This is a genomic window from Pseudomonas sp. R38(2017) (genome assembly GCF_002112395.1).
Lineage (GTDB): Bacteria > Pseudomonadota > Gammaproteobacteria > Pseudomonadales > Pseudomonadaceae > Aquipseudomonas.
Genome location: NZ_NEHN01000008.1, coordinates 314,833 through 331,069 on the forward strand (window position 1 = coordinate 314,833; position 16,237 = coordinate 331,069).

The following is a 16,237-nucleotide window of genomic DNA, read 5'->3' on the forward strand; positions in this document are numbered from 1 at the left end:
ATTGTCTTGCAAGAAAAGCAAAATGGCAGGAACGGATTCCCGCCAAATTTAGGGGATCAAGAGTCTAAAGAGGATCTTGCCCCCAGTCAAGGCAAGGCCCCGACCTCCCCGCTCGTCGAACCTCGACAAATTGTCTCGATTCGATGAACGGTTAGATCAGGGCCTCAGCTCATTTTTCGCAGAACTCAGTTACCGCTCGAGTTCAGCGCTTCGGTCAGTGCAGCTTCCACTTCACTGGCGCTAACGCGCAACGGCTTGTCTGCATCACGGCGACGCTTGCGCTCGCTGTGATAAGCCAGACCGGTACCGGCCGGGATCAGACGACCCACAACCACGTTTTCTTTCAGGCCGCGCAGGTAATCGCGCTTGCCGGTTACGGCCGCTTCGGTCAGTACGCGGGTGGTTTCCTGGAAGGAAGCCGCCGAGATGAACGATTCGGTCGACAACGACGCCTTGGTGATACCCAGCAGAACGCGGGTGAACTTGGAGACAAACTTGTCTTCCGCGTTCAGACGCTCGTTTTCTACCAGAACGTGAGTCAGCTCCATCTGGTCGCCCTTGATGAAGCTGGAGTCGCCGGACTCGGAGATCTCAACTTTACGCAGCATCTGACGCAGGATGGTCTCGATGTGCTTGTCGTTGATCTTCACGCCCTGCAGACGGTAAACGTCCTGGATCTCGTTAACGATGTACTTGGCCAGCGCGCTCACACCCAGCAGACGCAGGATGTCGTGCGGATCGCTCGGACCGTCGGAGATAACTTCGCCGCGGTTTACCTGCTCGCCTTCGAACACGTTCAGGTGACGCCACTTCGGAATCAGCTCTTCGTACGGATCGCTACCGTCGTTCGGGGTGATGACCAGACGGCGCTTGCCCTTGGTCTCTTTACCGAACGCGATGGTGCCGCTGACTTCAGCCAGAATCGACGCTTCTTTCGGACGACGGGCTTCGAACAGGTCGGCAACACGCGGCAGACCACCGGTGATGTCACGGGTCTTCGAAGTCTCCTGCGGGATACGAGCGATAACATCACCGATCGCAATCTTCGCACCGTCCGCAACACCGACCAGGGCGTTGGCTGGCAGGAAGTACTGAGCAATAACGTCAGTGCCTGGCAGCAACAGATCCTTGCCGTTGTCATCGACCATCTTCACAGCAGGACGAATGTCCTTGCCGGCAGCCGGACGATCTTTCGGATCAAGTACTTCAATGTTGGTCATACCGGTCAATTCGTCAGTCTGACGCTTGATCGTGATGCCTTCTTCCATGCCCACGTAGGTCACGGTACCTTTCATTTCGGTAACGATCGGGTGAGTGTGCGGATCCCACTTGGCCACGATGGCGCCAGCGTCGACCTTGTCACCTTCTTTAACCGAAATCACAGCACCGTACGGCAGCTTGTAACGTTCGCGCTCACGACCAAAGTCGTCAGCAATCGCCAGCTCACCGGAACGGGACACGGCAACCAGGTTGCCATCCACACGCTCAACGTGCTTCAGGTTGTGCAGACGGACGGTACCGCCGTTCTTCACCTGAACACTGTCGGCTGCGGAAGTACGGCTTGCCGCACCACCGATGTGGAACGTACGCATCGTCAGCTGGGTACCCGGCTCACCGATGGACTGAGCAGCGATTACGCCGACCGACTCACCGATGTTCACCTGGTGACCACGAGCCAGGTCACGGCCGTAGCACTTGGCGCAGATTCCGTAGCGGGTTTCGCAGCTGATCGGCGAACGCACGATCACTTCATCGATGCTGTTCAGCTCGATGAATTCGACCCACTTCTCGTCTACCAGAGTGCCGGCAGGAACGATGACGTCCTCGGTACCTGGCTTGAATACGTCGCGGGCGATGACACGACCCAATACGCGTTCACCCAGCGGCTCTACAACGTCACCGCCTTCAATGTGCGGAGTCATTACCAGGCCATGCTCGGTGCCGCAATCGATCTCGGTCACGACCAGATCCTGCGCCACGTCTACCAGACGACGAGTCAGGTAACCGGAGTTCGCGGTTTTCAACGCGGTATCCGCCAGACCTTTACGAGCACCGTGAGTCGAGATGAAGTACTGGAGTACGCTCAGACCTTCACGGAAGTTCGCGGTAATTGGCGTTTCGATGATGGAACCGTCCGGCTTGGCCATCAGACCACGCATACCGGCCAGCTGACGAATCTGTGCTGCGGAACCCCGCGCACCCGAGTCAGCCATCATGTACATCGAGTTGAACGATTCCTGCTCGACTTCGTCGCCGTGACGGTCGATGACCTTCTCTTTCGAGAGGTTGGCCATCATCGCCTTGGAGACTTCGTCGTTCGCTTTCGACCAAAGGTCGATCACTTTGTTGTACTTCTCGCCCTGGGTTACCAGGCCGGACGCGTACTGGCTCTCGATCTCTTTCACTTCGTCGGTGGCAGCACCGATGATGCGGGCTTTTTCATCCGGGATAACGAAGTCGTTAACACCGATGGAAACGCCGGAAATGGTCGAATAGGCAAAACCGGTGTACATCAACTGGTCAGCGAAGATCACGGTCTCTTTCAGACCAACCACGCGGTAGCACTGGTTGATCAGCTTGGAGATCGCCTTTTTCTTCATCGGCAGGTTGACGACGTCGAACGACAAACCTTTTGGCACAACCTGGAACAGCAGCGCACGACCGACAGTAGTGTCGACGATGCGGGTGTTATTCACGCTGTTGCCGTCACGATCGTTCACGGTTTCGTTGATACGAACCTTGATCTTGGCGTGCAGTGCGGCTTCGCCGGCACGGAACACACGGTCAACTTCCTGCAGATCCGCAAACACACGACCTTCGCCCTTGGCGTTGATCGCTTCACGAGTCATGTAGTACAGACCCAATACAACGTCCTGCGACGGAACGATGATTGGCTCACCGTTGGCTGGCGACAGAATGTTGTTGGTCGACATCATCAACGCACGCGCTTCGAGCTGGGCTTCCAGCGTCAGCGGTACGTGCACGGCCATTTGGTCGCCGTCGAAGTCAGCGTTGTACGCAGCACAGACCAGAGGGTGCAGCTGGATAGCCTTACCTTCGATCAGTACCGGCTCAAACGCCTGGATACCCAGACGGTGAAGGGTCGGTGCACGGTTGAGAAGAACCGGGTGTTCGCGAATCACTTCAGCGAGAACGTCCCAAACTTCCGGCAGCTCGCGCTCGACCATTTTCTTGGCCGCTTTGATGGTGGTCGCCAGACCACGCATTTCCAGCTTGCCGAAAATGAACGGTTTGAACAGCTCGAGAGCCATTTTCTTCGGCAGACCGCACTGGTGCAGACGCAGGGTCGGGCCTACGGTAATTACCGAACGACCGGAGTAGTCAACACGCTTACCGAGCAAGTTCTGACGGAAACGACCCTGCTTACCCTTGATCATGTCAGCCAGGGATTTCAGAGGACGTTTGTTGGAACCTGTGATAGCGCGGCCACGACGACCGTTGTCGAGCAGTGCGTCGACAGCTTCCTGCAACATACGCTTTTCGTTGCGCACGATGATGTCCGGAGCGGACAGATCCAGCAGGCGCTTCAAACGGTTGTTACGGTTGATCACTCGACGATACAGATCGTTGAGGTCGGAAGTCGCGAAACGACCGCCATCCAGCGGAACCAGTGGACGCAGATCCGGCGGCAGAACCGGCAGAACGGTCAGCACCATCCACTCTGGCAGGTTGCCGGAACCCTGGAAGGCTTCCATCAACTTCAGACGCTTGGACAGCTTCTTGATCTTGGTTTCGGAGTTGGTTTGCGGAATTTCTTCACGCAGACGGCCAATCTCGTGTTCCAGGTCGATAGCGTGCAGCAGTTCACGGACAGCTTCAGCACCCATGCGGGCGTCGAAATCGTCACCGAACTCTTCCAGCGCTTCGAAGTACTGCTCGTCGTTCAGCAGCTGACCTTTTTCAAGAGTGGTCATGCCTGGATCGATAACGACATAGCTCTCGAAGTAGAGAACGCGTTCGATATCACGCAGGGTCATGTCCATCAGCAGGCCGATACGGGACGGCAGCGATTTCAGGAACCAGATGTGGGCAACCGGCGAAGCCAGCTCGATGTGCGCCATGCGCTCACGACGAACCTTGGCCAGTGCAACTTCAACGCCGCACTTCTCGCAGATCACACCACGGTGCTTCAAGCGCTTGTACTTACCGCACAGGCACTCGTAATCCTTTACCGGGCCAAAGATCTTGGCGCAGAACAGACCGTCACGCTCGGGTTTGAACGTACGGTAGTTGATGGTTTCCGGCTTTTTAACTTCACCGAACGACCACGAGCGGATCATCTCAGGCGAGGCCAATCCGATACGGATGGCGTCGAACTCTTCGACTTGACCCTGGTTTTTCAGCAAATTCAGTAGGTCTTTCAAGGCCTTTCCTCCTGGCGGAGCAGAGAGCGGGCAATCCTGCCCCGCTCTCGATCGCGTCACGTGTTATTCGGTTTCCAGATCGATATCGATGCCGAGGGAACGAATTTCCTTGATCAACACGTTGAAGGACTCGGGCATGCCCGGCTCCATACGGTGATCGCCGTCCACGATGTTTTTGTACATCTTGGTACGGCCGTTCACATCGTCCGACTTCACTGTGAGCATTTCTTGCAGAGTGTAAGCAGCACCGTATGCTTCCAGTGCCCAGACCTCCATCTCCCCGAAACGCTGACCACCGAACTGCGCCTTACCACCCAGCGGCTGCTGGGTAACCAGGCTGTACGAACCGGTAGAACGCGCGTGCATCTTGTCGTCTACCAAGTGGTTCAGCTTCAGCATGTACATGTAGCCAACGGTAACTGGACGCTCAAACTTGTTGCCGGTACGGCCGTCGGTCAGCTGCATCTGGCCGCTTTCTGGCAGGTCTGCCAGTTTCAGCATGGCCTTGATTTCGCTTTCCTTGGCACCGTCGAACACTGGAGTGGCCATTGGAACACCGCCACGCAGGTTCTTCGCCAGATCCAGGATTTCCTGATCGGAGAAGCTGTCCAGATCTTCGTTACGACCGCCGATCTGGTTGTAGATCTCGTCCAAGAAGGTACGCAGTTCAGCGACTTTACGCTGCTCTTCGACCATCCGGTTGATCTTCTCGCCCAGACCTTTGGCCGCGAGGCCCAGGTGGGTTTCAAGGATCTGACCAACGTTCATACGCGAAGGTACGCCCAGCGGGTTGAGGACGACGTCGACCGGGGTGCCATTGGCATCGTGCGGCATGTCTTCAACCGGCATGATCACGGAGACCACACCTTTGTTACCGTGACGACCGGCCATCTTGTCGCCCGGCTGGATGCGACGACGGATTGCCAGGTAAACCTTGACGATCTTCAGCACGCCTGGCGCCAGGTCATCGCCCTGCTGCAGTTTGCGCTTCTTGTCTTCGAACTTGTCGTCCAGCAGACGGCGACGATCAACGATGTAGGCCTGAGCCTTCTCGAGCTGCTCGTTCAGAGCATCTTCAGCCATGCGCAGCTTGAACCACTGACCATGCTCAAGACTGTCGAGTACTTCGTCGGTGATGTCCTGACCTTTCTTCAGGCCTGCGCCGCCTTCAGCCTTGTGGCCAACCAGAGCGGAACGCAGACGTTCGAAGGTCGCGCCTTCAACGATGCGGAACTCTTCGTTCAGATCCTTGCGGATCTCGTCCAGCTGGGTCTTCTCGATCGACAGGGCACGAGCATCACGCTCAACGCCGTCACGAGTGAAGACCTGCACGTCGATGACAGTACCTTTGGTACCGGTAGGTACACGCAGGGAGGTGTCTTTAACGTCGCTGGCTTTTTCACCGAAGATCGCGCGCAGCAGTTTTTCTTCCGGAGTCAGCTGAGTCTCGCCTTTCGGAGTGACCTTACCTACCAGAATGTCGCCTGCGCCAACTTCAGCACCTACGTAAACGATACCGGCTTCGTCCAGCTTGTTCAGTGCAGCTTCACCCACGTTCGGGATATCCGCAGTGATTTCCTCTGGCCCAAGCTTGGTGTCACGAGCCACACAGGTCAGTTCCTGGATGTGGATCGTGGTGAAGCGGTCTTCCTGAACCACGCGCTCGGACAGGCAGATGGAGTCTTCGAAGTTGAAGCCGTTCCATGCCATGAAGGCGATGCGCATGTTCTGACCCAGAGCCAGTTCACCCATGTCGGTGGACGGGCCGTCGGCCATGATGTCGCTACGCTGAACGCGATCACCCTTACTCACCAGCGGACGCTGGTTGATGCAGGTGTTCTGGTTCGAGCGGGTGTATTTGGTCAGGTTGTAGATGTCGACACCGGCTTCACCGGTTTCAACTTCGTCGTCGGCAACACGGACCACGATACGGCTGGCATCGACAGAGTCGATCACGCCGCCACGACGAGCCACGACGCAAACGCCGGAGTCGCGAGCCACGTTACGCTCCATGCCGGTACCTACCAGCGGCTTGTCGGCACGCAGCGTTGGTACAGCCTGACGCTGCATGTTCGAACCCATCAACGCACGGTTGGCGTCGTCGTGCTCGAGGAACGGAATCAGCGACGCTGCAACCGAAACTACCTGCTTCGGCGAAACGTCCATCAGGGTGACTTCTTCAGGCGCCTTGACGGTGAATTCGTTCAGGTGACGTACAGCTACCAGTTCGTCGATCAGGACTTTCTGGTCGTTCATGGTCGCCGAAGCCTGCGCGATCACGTGATCGGCTTCTTCAATAGCGGACAGGAACACGATCTCGTCGGTAACCACACCCTCTTTCACCACACGGTACGGGCTCTCGAGGAAGCCATACTGGTTGGTGCGAGCGTAAGCTGCCAGGGAGTTGATCAGACCGATGTTCGGACCTTCCGGCGTTTCGATCGGGCAAACACGACCGTAGTGAGTCGGGTGTACGTCACGAACTTCGAAGCCCGCGCGCTCACGAGTCAGACCACCAGGGCCGAGTGCGGAGACACGACGCTTGTGGGTAATCTCGGACAGCGGGTTGTTCTGGTCCATGAACTGCGACAGCTGGCTGGAACCGAAGAACTCTTTCACCGCCGCAGCCACTGGCTTGGCGTTGATCAGGTCTTGCGGCATCAGGCCTTCGCTTTCAGCCATCGACAGACGCTCTTTGACCGCACGCTCAACACGTACCAGGCCAACGCGGAACTGGTTCTCGGCCATTTCGCCTACGCAGCGAACACGACGGTTACCCAGGTGGTCGATGTCGTCGACAATGCCTTTACCGTTACGGATGTCGACCAGAGTCTTCAGTACCGCGACGATGTCTTCCTTGCACAGCACGCCCGAACCTTCGATCTCGGTACGACCGATACGACGGTTGAACTTCATCCGGCCGACCGCAGACAGGTCATAGCGCTCAGGACTGAAGAACAGGTTGTTGAACAGGGTTTCGGCAGCGTCTTTGGTTGGCGGCTCGCCTGGACGCATCATGCGATAGATTTCGACCAGCGCTTCCAACTGGTTGCTGGTGGAGTCGATCTTCAGAGTGTCAGAGACGAACGGACCGCAGTCGATATCGTTGGTGTACAGCGTTTCGATGCGAACGACACCAGCCTTGGCGACTTTAGCCAGGACTTCGGCCGTCAGCTCGGTGTTGCACTCTGCCAGGATTTCGCCGGTTGCCGGATGCACGATGACCTTGGCGGTGGTGCGGCCCAGGACGTAGTCCAGAGGCACGTCCAGCTCTTTGATCCCGGCTTTTTCCAGCTGGTTGATGTGACGGGCAGTGATACGACGACCCTGCTCGACAATTACCTTGCCTTTGTCGTCCTGAATATCGAGGACTGCAACTTCACCACGCAGGCGCTGAGGCACCAGTTCCAGGCTCAGGGTCTCGCCCTTAACGTGGAATACGTTGGTGGTATAGAACGCGTCCAGCACTTCTTCGGTGGTATAGCCGAGCGCGCGCAGCAGAACCGAGGCCGGCAGCTTGCGACGACGGTCGATACGTACGAATACGCAGTCCTTCGGGTCAAACTCGAAGTCCAGCCACGAACCGCGGTAAGGAATGATGCGTGCGGAGTACAGCAGTTTGCCGGAGCTGTGCGTCTTGCCACGGTCGTGGTCGAAGAACACGCCCGGAGAGCGGTGCAACTGGGAAACGATCACACGCTCGGTACCGTTGATTACGAAGGTACCGTTCTCAGTCATCAGGGGGATTTCACCCATGTAGACTTCTTGCTCTTTGATGTCCTTGATCGCTTTGTTCGACGATTCTTTGTCGAAAATGATCAGGCGCACTTTTACCCGCAAAGGTACGGCGAAAGTTACACCGCGCAATACGCATTCTTTGACATCAAATGCCGGTTCGCCCAGGCGATAACCGACGTACTCCAGCGCAGCATTGCCGGAGTAGCTGATGATCGGGAAAACGGATTTGAAGGCCGCATGCAGGCCCACGTCGCGGAACTGATCTTTAGTCGCTCCCGCTTGCAAGAATTCACGATACGAATCCAGCTGGATGGCCAGGAGGTAAGGCACATCCATGACGTCCGGCAACTTGCTAAAGTCCTTGCGGATACGTTTTTTCTCAGTATATGAGTAAGCCATCAGCGTTCCCCAGCTTGGTCACCTGCTTGTTTGGCCCCTCCCGACGGGAGCAGCCAGAAAATCGTGCAAACCCCATGGTTTGCGCCATCACATCGGATGGTTACAGCTCGTTATCGGCACCGACCGAGTCGGCTGCCAATAACGGAAAAAGGCCGGTGGCAAGAGCCACCAGCCATCAGCCTGTCGCTTGACGCTCGGGCTGGAGGAGCAAAGTCGATGCTTACTTCAGCTCGACTTTAGCGCCTGCTTCTTCCAGCTTCTTCTTAGCGTCTTCAGCAGCTTCTTTCGAAACGCCTTCAGCTACAACCTGAGGAGCGCCGTCGACTTTCTCTTTGGCTTCTTTCAGGCCCAGACCGGTCAGTTCACGAACTGCCTTGATCACGTTTACTTTCTTCTCGCCGGCTTCAACCAGAACAACGTTGAACTCGGTTTGCTCTTCAACAACAGCGGCAGCAGCAGCTGGACCAGCAGCAGCAACAGCAGCGGTCACGCCGAAGGTTTCTTCCATTGCTTTGATCAGCTCAACAACTTCCAGAACGGTTTTCTGGCCGATTGCTTCGATGATTTGTTCGTTAGTCAGAGACATGACTCAATTCCTGATTTGGTGGACAGCCTGTACGGCCGTCGAAATAAACAAAAATACGCGAGATTGGAAACGCTCAGCCTCAGGCTGCAGCTGCTTCTTTCTGATCGCGAATTGCCGCCAGAGTACGAGCCAGCTTGCTGGTAGCGCCTTGAATCACGCTCATCAGTTTCGCAATAGCTTCGTCGCGAGTTGGCAGGCTTGCCAGCACGTCGATCTCATTCGCTGCGAGGAACTTGCCCTCGAACGAAGCTGCCTTGATCTCGAACTTATCCTGACCCTTGGCAAATTCCTTGAACAGACGAGCAGCAGCGCCCGGGTGTTCGTTGGAGAATGCGATCAGGGTCGGGCCGGTGAACGCGTCGTTCAGCACTTCATACGAAGTGCCGGCAACAGCGCGCTTGAGCAGGGTGTTACGTACAACACGTACGTAAACGCCAGCTTCACGAGCCTCTTTACGGAGTCCGGTCATTGCGCCTACTGTTACGCCACGGGCATCAACCACGACAGCGGACAGAGCGACTTTGGCAGCCTCGTTGACTTCAGCGACGATGGCCTTCTTGTCTTCGAGATTAATTGCCACGGGTTCAACTCCTGCTTGTTACCGTTTCATTCGATCGAAACCGAATGTCGTTTTGGTGTCTGATTCGGTAAGGAACCGGGAGCACCATCTGCGTAGGCTTGAGGTTTAAGACTTGCGTCGCCTACGGTCTTGGATAGCCCCCGCCAGGCAGGGACCCCAATCTTTCAATTGGCGCAGTCAACTGCGCCAATTTTTGTCTTACGCGTCCAGCGAGCTCTGGTCGATAACCAGACCTGGGCCCATGGTGGTGCTCAGGGTAACGCGCTTGACGTAGATACCTTTCGAGGAAGCTGGCTTGATACGCTTCAGATCAGCGATCAGGGCTTCAACGTTTTCCTTCAGCTTGACGGCATCGAAGCCGATCTTGCCAACGGAAGTGTGGATGATACCGTTTTTGTCGGTGCGATAACGAACCTGACCAGCCTTGGCGTTTTTAACCGCGGTGGCTACATCTGGAGTAACGGTACCAACTTTCGGGTTAGGCATCAGACCACGCGGACCGAGGATCTGACCCAGTTGACCCACAACGCGCATGGCATCCGGTGATGCGATCACTACGTCATAGTTCAGGTCGCCGCCTTTCATTTCGGCAGCCAGTTCGTCCATACCTACGCGGTCAGCGCCGGCAGCCAGAGCGGCCTCGGCAGCTGGACCCTGGGTGAACACAGCAACGCGAACGGTCTTGCCAGTGCCGTGTGGCAGCACAGTAGCGCTACGAACGACCTGGTCGGATTTACGCGGGTCTACGCCCAGGTTAACGGCCACATCGAACGACTCGACGAACTTGGCAGCTGGCAGCGAAGCCAGCAGAGTTGCGGCCTCTTCGAAGTTGTAGGACTTGCCCGCTTCGATCTTTTCAGCGATAGCCTTTTGGCGCTTGGTCAGCTTAGCCATTACACACCCTCCACGTTAAGGCCCATGCTACGAGCAGAACCGGCGATAGTGCGCACGGCTGCATCCATATCAGCTGCAGTCAGATCCGCGTTTTTGGTTTTCGCGATTTCTTCCAGCTGAGCACGGGTAACAGTGCCAACCTTAACGGTGTTCGGACGAGCGGAACCGCTGGTCAGACCGGCCGCTTTCTTCAGCAGAACCGAAGCAGGGGTGGATTTGGTTTCGAAAGTGAAGCTACGGTCGCTGTAGACAGTGATGATCACTGGAGTCGGCAGACCAGCTTCCAGACCCTGGGTACGGGCGTTGAAAGCTTTGCAGAATTCCATGATGTTCACGCCGTGCTGACCCAGAGCAGGACCAACAGGTGGGCTTGGGTTAGCCTGAGCGGCCTTCACTTGCAGCTTGATGTAAGCGGTAATCTTCTTGGCCATGAGGCACTCCAATTACGGGTTCGAACGCCTCGAAAGGCTCCCCGGTTACTTGCGCGTTTATCCCAGTGACGACAAAACCCCACAGCCTAGGGCTGCGGGGTTGGGATGCTTGTCCAGTTAGACCTTTTCGACCTGACTGAACTCCAACTCTACCGGAGTAGAGCGACCGAAAATGAGCACTGCCACTTGGATCCGGCTCTTTTCGTAGTTAACTTCTTCAACAACACCGTTAAAGTCCGCGAAAGGACCGTCATTGACACGAACGGTTTCACCTGGCTCGAACAACGTCTTCGGCTTCGGCTTGTCGCTACCGTCAGCAACGCGACGCAGAATCGCCTCTGCTTCTTTATCAGTGATTGGCGCAGGTTTGTCAGCAGTACCGCCGATAAAACCCATCACCCGAGGAGTATCCTTGACCAAGTGCCAAGTACCCTCATTCATATCCATCTGTACCAGCACATACCCAGGGAAGAACTTGCGTTCGCTTTTGCGCTTCTGGCCATTACGCATTTCAACCACTTCTTCAGTGGGAACCAGAATTTCGCCGAAGCCATCTTCCATGCCAGCCAGCTTTACACGCTCGATCAGCGAGCGCATGACATGCTTCTCGTAACCCGAGTAAGCATGCACAACGTACCAACGCTTAGCCACGGGACACCCTTAGCCGACAATCAAGGAAACAAGCCAGCCGAGCAGGGAATCAAGACCCCACAACAGCAACGCCATAACCAGAACAACAGCCACTACAATCAGAGTGGTCTGCGTGGTTTCTTGGCGAGTTGGCCATACGACTTTACGAATTTCGGTACGAGCTTCCTTAACCAGTACAAAGAAAGACTTGCCCTTGGCAGTCTGCAGGCCTAAAAAGGCAGCTACAGCAGCAATGACAAGCAAAGCGAGTACACGGTACAGGATCGGCGAAGCAGAGTAATACTGATTGCCTACAACGCCAACCACCACCAAAGCGACTACTACAAGCCACTTGAGCAGATCGAAGCGAGAGCCTTGAGCTTCAGCCTTAGGAGTCATCTATGAAGATCCTGTGAAAAGAAAGCCAGACACACCGAGTGAATCTGGCAGGTCAGGAGGGAATCGAACCCCCAACCTACGGTTTTGGAGACCGTCGCTCTGCCAATTGAGCTACTGACCTAAAACAAAATCAGGCCGACCATTATGCCGGCCCGAAAAATACATTACAACTACTTACTCGATGATTTTGGCTACGACGCCAGCGCCGACGGTACGACCGCCTTCACGGATAGCGAAACGCAGACCATCTTCCATCGCGATGGTTTTGATCAGGGTAACAGTCATCTGAATGTTGTCACCTGGCATTACCATTTCAACGCCTTCTGGCAGCTCGCAGTTACCAGTCACGTCAGTAGTACGGAAGTAGAACTGTGGACGATAGCCTTTGAAGAACGGAGTGTGACGACCGCCTTCTTCCTTGCTCAGAACGTAAACTTCTGCGGTGAACTTGGTGTGAGGCTTAACCGAACCCGGCTTAACCAGAACCTGACCACGCTCAACGTCGTCACGCTTGGTACCACGCAGCAGAACGCCGCAGTTCTCGCCAGCACGACCTTCGTCCAGCAGCTTGCGGAACATCTCAACACCAGTGCAGGTGGTGGTGGTAGTGTCACGCAGACCAACGATTTCCAGCGGATCCTGTACGCGAACGATACCACGCTCGATACGACCAGTTACCACGGTACCGCGACCCGAGATCGAGAACACGTCTTCGATTGGCATCAGGAACGGCTTGTCGATAGCACGCTCTGGCTCTGGGATGTAGCTGTCCAGAGTTTCCACCAGCTTCTTGACAGCAGTGGTGCCCATTTCGTTGTCGTCTTTACCTTCCAGCGCCATACGAGCCGAACCGATAATGATCGGAGTGTCGTCGCCTGGGAAGTCATAGGTGGACAGCAGGTCGCGAACTTCCATTTCAACCAGCTCCAGCAGCTCTGCGTCGTCTACCAGGTCAGCCTTGTTCAGGAAAACCACGATGTATGGAACGCCTACCTGACGGGACAGCAGGATGTGCTCACGAGTTTGTGGCATCGGACCATCGGCAGCCGAGCAAACCAGGATCGCGCCGTCCATCTGGGCAGCACCGGTGATCATGTTCTTCACGTAGTCAGCGTGACCCGGGCAGTCAACGTGAGCGTAGTGACGAATATTCGAGTTGTACTCAACGTGCGCGGTGTTGATGGTGATACCGCGAGCTTTTTCTTCTGGAGCGCTGTCGATCTTGTCGAATTCAACTACGGCCGAACCGAAAACTTCGGAGCAGACGCGAGTCAGAGCAGCGGTCAGAGTGGTTTTACCATGGTCAACGTGACCGATAGTGCCGACGTTGACGTGCGGTAGGGAACGATCAAATTTTTCCTTAGCCATCGATATCACCCCTCACAGAAGAAATAAGCAAACAACCCTAGCCATTAAAACAAAGGCAGATATTTTCATATCTGCCTTGTCATATGGAGCTCTTGAGCGGACTTGAACCGCTGACCTCACCCTTACCAAGGGTGTGCTCTACCAACTGAGCTACAAGAGCGTAACACTTTGCACAACCTGCAAACTTGGAGCGGGTAGCGGGAATCGAACCCGCATCATCAGCTTGGAAGGCTGAGGTTCTACCACTAAACTATACCCGCGGAGCCTGCAGCTCACGCCAAAATCTGGTGGAGGGAGAAGGATTCGAACCTTCGAAGTCGTAGACGTCAGATTTACAGTCTGATCCCTTTGGCCGCTCGGGAACCCCTCCTAATCAGGCCGGCATTTTATACTACACCAAACCCTTGTCAAGCATTTTCTCATTTAAAAACCTGAGGTTAGCTGCTTTGACGTCGCCCTGCTGCTTCAACCTTTTCAGGTCTTCGCTGTGGAGCGGGCGCCATTCTATGCAAACTATTCCGCAGGTGCAACCCCCTCGCACAGCATTATTTTGTGTTTTAACTCATTGAATTCCTTGGAAAGGTTTTGCAACTGAGCATCGCCCAGGAAATGCTGGGTTTCAGGCGTGATTCGGAACCAATATGCATTGCTGGAAAGGTCTTTCGGCAAGGGCTGAGCTTTCACCCCAAGCTCACTCAGGCGCTGTTCCAGTGCCTGTGCAGTTTCAGGACGACCCGAACCGCCTATATATAGACACTGCCCATCAGCCTTCGCACCTCGCGAGGCATCACCAGCCTCACTCAGCAAACGGATATCCTGCTGCGAACCACGATAAAGACTGAGAGGCGTGACGTCCTTTGCACGCAACGGAGCCTCCTGCTGATGCCAGACGTAATAAAACACATTGAGTACCAGAAGCAGGAGAAACAACCAACGCATACAAACCTCAGGACAAAGGACATGCCATAGCCAAACCTACGAACACCAAATCGGAAACGACCCGAGCCTCAGGCGCGACATCAGACACCAACTCGGCATCACCACCTGTGATGAAGACACTAAAGCTTTCACCCCAGTAGGAGCGCGCCATCTCCAACTGCGTCAACACGAATCCTCTGAGCATCAACGAACAGCCACGCTCCACTGCCTCGACTGTATTGCGCCCAGGAGCGTGACTCGTCAATGCCCGTTCCGCCGCCAGATCGCCATAGCGAATCTTTCGAGTATGCGTACGCAATTGATTGCGCATTAGCGGCATGCCAGGACCAATGAAGCCTCCCAGGTGCTCACCGTCCGACGAGATGAAATCAGCAGTCACCGCTGTCCCGAAATCGAGAACCAGGCAAGCCCCACCAGCCAGATGAAAACCACCGAGCATCGCCAACCAACGATCAAGGCCAAGACGTTCGTAGTCTTCGTAACCATTTTTGACGCCGGACATTTCGCGAGCAGGCGTCGCACAGACAACGGAAATATCGAACTCACGCTTGAGAAAACCAATCAGCAAATTGGTCTCATCTTCAGTTCTCACACTGACAAGGCGGCATTTGCCGAGAGACAATTTATCGAGCGAACGAAGGCCGCTGACCAATGCCTCATCGGAGTCGACCACCCCTTCCGCGACCAAGGCACCCGCTTCGCCATCCAGCACCCGCCACTTGATAAAACTGTTTCCGCAATCAAGCTCAAGAATCATCACGCAACCTCAAGCTGAGCTCACCACCACTAAAGACTTTCTCCACGCCATCCACCTTCAGCCGTAGCGCACCTTGATTATCGATCCCCAGCACCACGCCATCTATCTGGTTGACACCCGCCGTGAGAGAAACCGGCAGTCCCTGCCATAAGTGATTCGCTTCCCACTCCGCCTGAAGCGCAGAGAAACCCCCTGACTGATGACGCTGCAGATAAAGCTGCAACTGCTTGCTCAGCTCAACCACCAGAATATTGCGATCACAACTTTTTCCCGACTCAAGCCGTATCGAGGTCCACTGCTGATCAACCTCGTCAGTAGCTTGCATGTTCACGTTAATGCCAACACCCAGCACTACATGACACACGTCCGCCGGGTCTCCGACCAGCTCCAGCAAGATCCCGGCGATTTTTTTTCGCCCAGCCAAAACGTCATTGGGCCACTTCAACCCCGCACCTGGCACCCCAAGCACGCGAAGGGCTTGCATGACCGCGAGACCGACAACAAGACTTAGCCCTTCAAGCTGACGCATCCCACCATCAATGCGCAATACGAGACTGTAATAGAGGTTCTCGGCAAACGGACTTACCCATTTTCGCCCCCTACGACCACGTCCGGAGATTTGCCGTTCAGCCAGTACCAGAAAGGGCGCCATTTGACCCCGATCAACGGCACGCAGCGACTCTGCGTTAGTAGAGTCGATAGAGTCGAAGACACTCACAGGCCAGCCGGCAAGACTTTCCTCTATCTTGAGCGAGTCAAGCAACTCCAGTGGCGAGGCCAACTGGTAGCCCCGCCCCCGGACTTTATGTATGGATAGCCCAAGCTCAGCCTCCAAGTGCTGAAGCTGCTTCCACACTGCACTTCGACTAATTCCCAGGGCAACTCCCAGAGCCTGACCGGAATGGAATCGCCCATCCTTCAGAAGGTTCAACAACGTCAGCATGCAGGTCTCGCCTCGGAATGAGGCCCGAATAATAGCCATGCACCGAGCCGTTGCATAGAATTCAAACAACCCACTTTCCTGCGGGCAAAACAAAACCCCAACTGCTTTCGCAATTGGGGTTTCGGAATTTAATCTTGACGATGACCTACTCTCACATGGGGAAACCCCACACTACCATCGGCGATGCA

The 16,237-nt window shown here is 55.5% G+C and carries 12 protein-coding genes and 4 tRNA genes; all 16 read right to left on the reverse strand.

The window, feature by feature from the left end; genetic code table 11:
- Window positions 1–185: 185 nt before the first annotated feature.
- The 16 genes from rpoC to birA all read right to left on the reverse strand — a co-directional run bounded on the left by rpoC (window position 186) and on the right by birA (window position 16,049).
- The gene (rpoC, locus tag CAF87_RS21890) at window positions 186–4,385 is read right to left on the reverse strand and encodes a DNA-directed RNA polymerase subunit beta' (protein ID WP_085712352.1); all 4,200 of its coding nucleotides are present in this window, start codon (window positions 4,383–4,385) and stop codon (window positions 186–188) included.
- Between the two features lie 63 nt (window positions 4,386–4,448).
- Window positions 4,449–8,522 carry a DNA-directed RNA polymerase subunit beta gene (gene rpoB / locus CAF87_RS21895; RefSeq protein ID WP_085733017.1) on the reverse strand — a complete coding sequence of 1,358 codons (4,074 nt, stop codon included), beginning with the start codon at window positions 8,520–8,522 and terminating at the stop codon, window positions 4,449–4,451.
- 220 nt (window positions 8,523–8,742) lie between these two features.
- Entirely contained in the window at window positions 8,743–9,108 is a 366-nt protein-coding gene (gene rplL / locus CAF87_RS21900) for a 50S ribosomal protein L7/L12 (RefSeq protein WP_007957596.1), read from the reverse strand.
- Between the two features lie 79 nt (window positions 9,109–9,187).
- A complete protein-coding gene (rplJ, locus tag CAF87_RS21905) occupies window positions 9,188–9,688 on the reverse strand; it encodes a 50S ribosomal protein L10 (protein ID WP_011336174.1) in 501 nt (166 codons plus the stop codon).
- A 198-nt stretch (window positions 9,689–9,886) separates the two neighbouring features.
- Window positions 9,887–10,582 (reverse strand): 50S ribosomal protein L1, encoded by a 696-nt coding sequence (gene rplA, locus CAF87_RS21910; RefSeq protein ID WP_011336175.1) that lies wholly within the window; start codon window positions 10,580–10,582, stop codon window positions 9,887–9,889.
- Window positions 10,582–11,013 carry a 50S ribosomal protein L11 gene (rplK, locus tag CAF87_RS21915; protein ID WP_003228756.1) on the reverse strand — a complete coding sequence of 144 codons (432 nt, stop codon included), beginning with the start codon at window positions 11,011–11,013 and terminating at the stop codon, window positions 10,582–10,584. Before rplK ends, rplA begins: the two co-directional genes overlap by 1 nt.
- A 117-nt stretch (window positions 11,014–11,130) precedes the next feature.
- The gene (gene nusG / locus CAF87_RS21920) at window positions 11,131–11,664 is read right to left on the reverse strand and encodes a transcription termination/antitermination protein NusG (protein WP_007957598.1); all 534 of its coding nucleotides are present in this window, start codon (window positions 11,662–11,664) and stop codon (window positions 11,131–11,133) included.
- A gap of 9 nt (window positions 11,665–11,673) precedes the next feature.
- A complete protein-coding gene (gene secE, locus CAF87_RS21925) occupies window positions 11,674–12,042 on the reverse strand; it encodes a preprotein translocase subunit SecE (RefSeq protein WP_085733018.1) in 369 nt (122 codons plus the stop codon).
- Between the two features lie 45 nt (window positions 12,043–12,087).
- A tRNA-Trp gene (locus CAF87_RS21930) sits at window positions 12,088–12,163 on the reverse strand.
- Window positions 12,164–12,216: 53 nt separating this feature from the next.
- Entirely contained in the window at window positions 12,217–13,410 is a 1,194-nt protein-coding gene (tuf, locus tag CAF87_RS21935; RefSeq protein ID WP_028614144.1) for an elongation factor Tu, read from the reverse strand.
- An 84-nt stretch (window positions 13,411–13,494) separates the two neighbouring features.
- Window positions 13,495–13,570: transfer RNA gene (locus CAF87_RS21940), tRNA-Thr, on the reverse strand.
- Between the two features lie 26 nt (window positions 13,571–13,596).
- Window positions 13,597–13,670: transfer RNA gene (locus CAF87_RS21945), tRNA-Gly, on the reverse strand.
- A 25-nt stretch (window positions 13,671–13,695) separates the two neighbouring features.
- Window positions 13,696–13,780: transfer RNA gene (locus CAF87_RS21950), tRNA-Tyr, on the reverse strand.
- A gap of 143 nt (window positions 13,781–13,923) precedes the next feature.
- Window positions 13,924–14,349: a hypothetical protein gene (locus tag CAF87_RS21955; protein ID WP_085733019.1), complete on the reverse strand. Its 426-nt coding sequence runs from the start codon at window positions 14,347–14,349 to the stop codon at window positions 13,924–13,926.
- A 7-nt stretch (window positions 14,350–14,356) separates the two neighbouring features.
- The gene (locus tag CAF87_RS21960) at window positions 14,357–15,106 is read right to left on the reverse strand and encodes a pantothenate kinase (protein WP_085733020.1); all 750 of its coding nucleotides are present in this window, start codon (window positions 15,104–15,106) and stop codon (window positions 14,357–14,359) included.
- Complete coding sequence (gene birA, locus CAF87_RS21965; protein WP_085733028.1) at window positions 15,096–16,049, reverse strand: bifunctional biotin--[acetyl-CoA-carboxylase] ligase/biotin operon repressor BirA; 954 nt, start codon at window positions 16,047–16,049, stop codon at window positions 15,096–15,098. Before birA ends, CAF87_RS21960 begins: the two co-directional genes overlap by 11 nt.
- Window positions 16,050–16,237 lie beyond the last annotated feature (188 nt).

What these genes read in the sequence shown, in the direction of transcription:
- tuf (WP_028614144.1), bottom strand. Translation starts at nt 13,410, where the DNA reads ATGGCTAAGGAAAAATTTGATCGTTCCCTACCGCACGTCAACGTCGGC.
- CAF87_RS21955 (WP_085733019.1), bottom strand. Translation starts at nt 14,349, where the DNA reads ATGCGTTGGTTGTTTCTCCTGCTTCTGGTACTCAATGTGTTTTATTAC.
- secE (WP_085733018.1), bottom strand. Translation starts at nt 12,042, where the DNA reads ATGACTCCTAAGGCTGAAGCTCAAGGCTCTCGCTTCGATCTGCTCAAG.
- CAF87_RS21960 (WP_085733020.1), bottom strand. Translation starts at nt 15,106, where the DNA reads ATGATTCTTGAGCTTGATTGCGGAAACAGTTTTATCAAGTGGCGGGTG.
- rplA (WP_011336175.1), bottom strand. Translation starts at nt 10,582, where the DNA reads ATGGCTAAGCTGACCAAGCGCCAAAAGGCTATCGCTGAAAAGATCGAA.
- rplL (WP_007957596.1), bottom strand. Translation starts at nt 9,108, where the DNA reads ATGTCTCTGACTAACGAACAAATCATCGAAGCAATCGGCCAGAAAACC.
- rpoB (WP_085733017.1), bottom strand. Translation starts at nt 8,522, where the DNA reads ATGGCTTACTCATATACTGAGAAAAAACGTATCCGCAAGGACTTTAGC.
- rplK (WP_003228756.1), bottom strand. Translation starts at nt 11,013, where the DNA reads ATGGCCAAGAAGATTACCGCTTACATCAAGCTGCAAGTGAAGGCCGCT.
- birA (WP_085733028.1), bottom strand. Translation starts at nt 16,049, where the DNA reads ATGCTGACGTTGTTGAACCTTCTGAAGGATGGGCGATTCCATTCCGGT.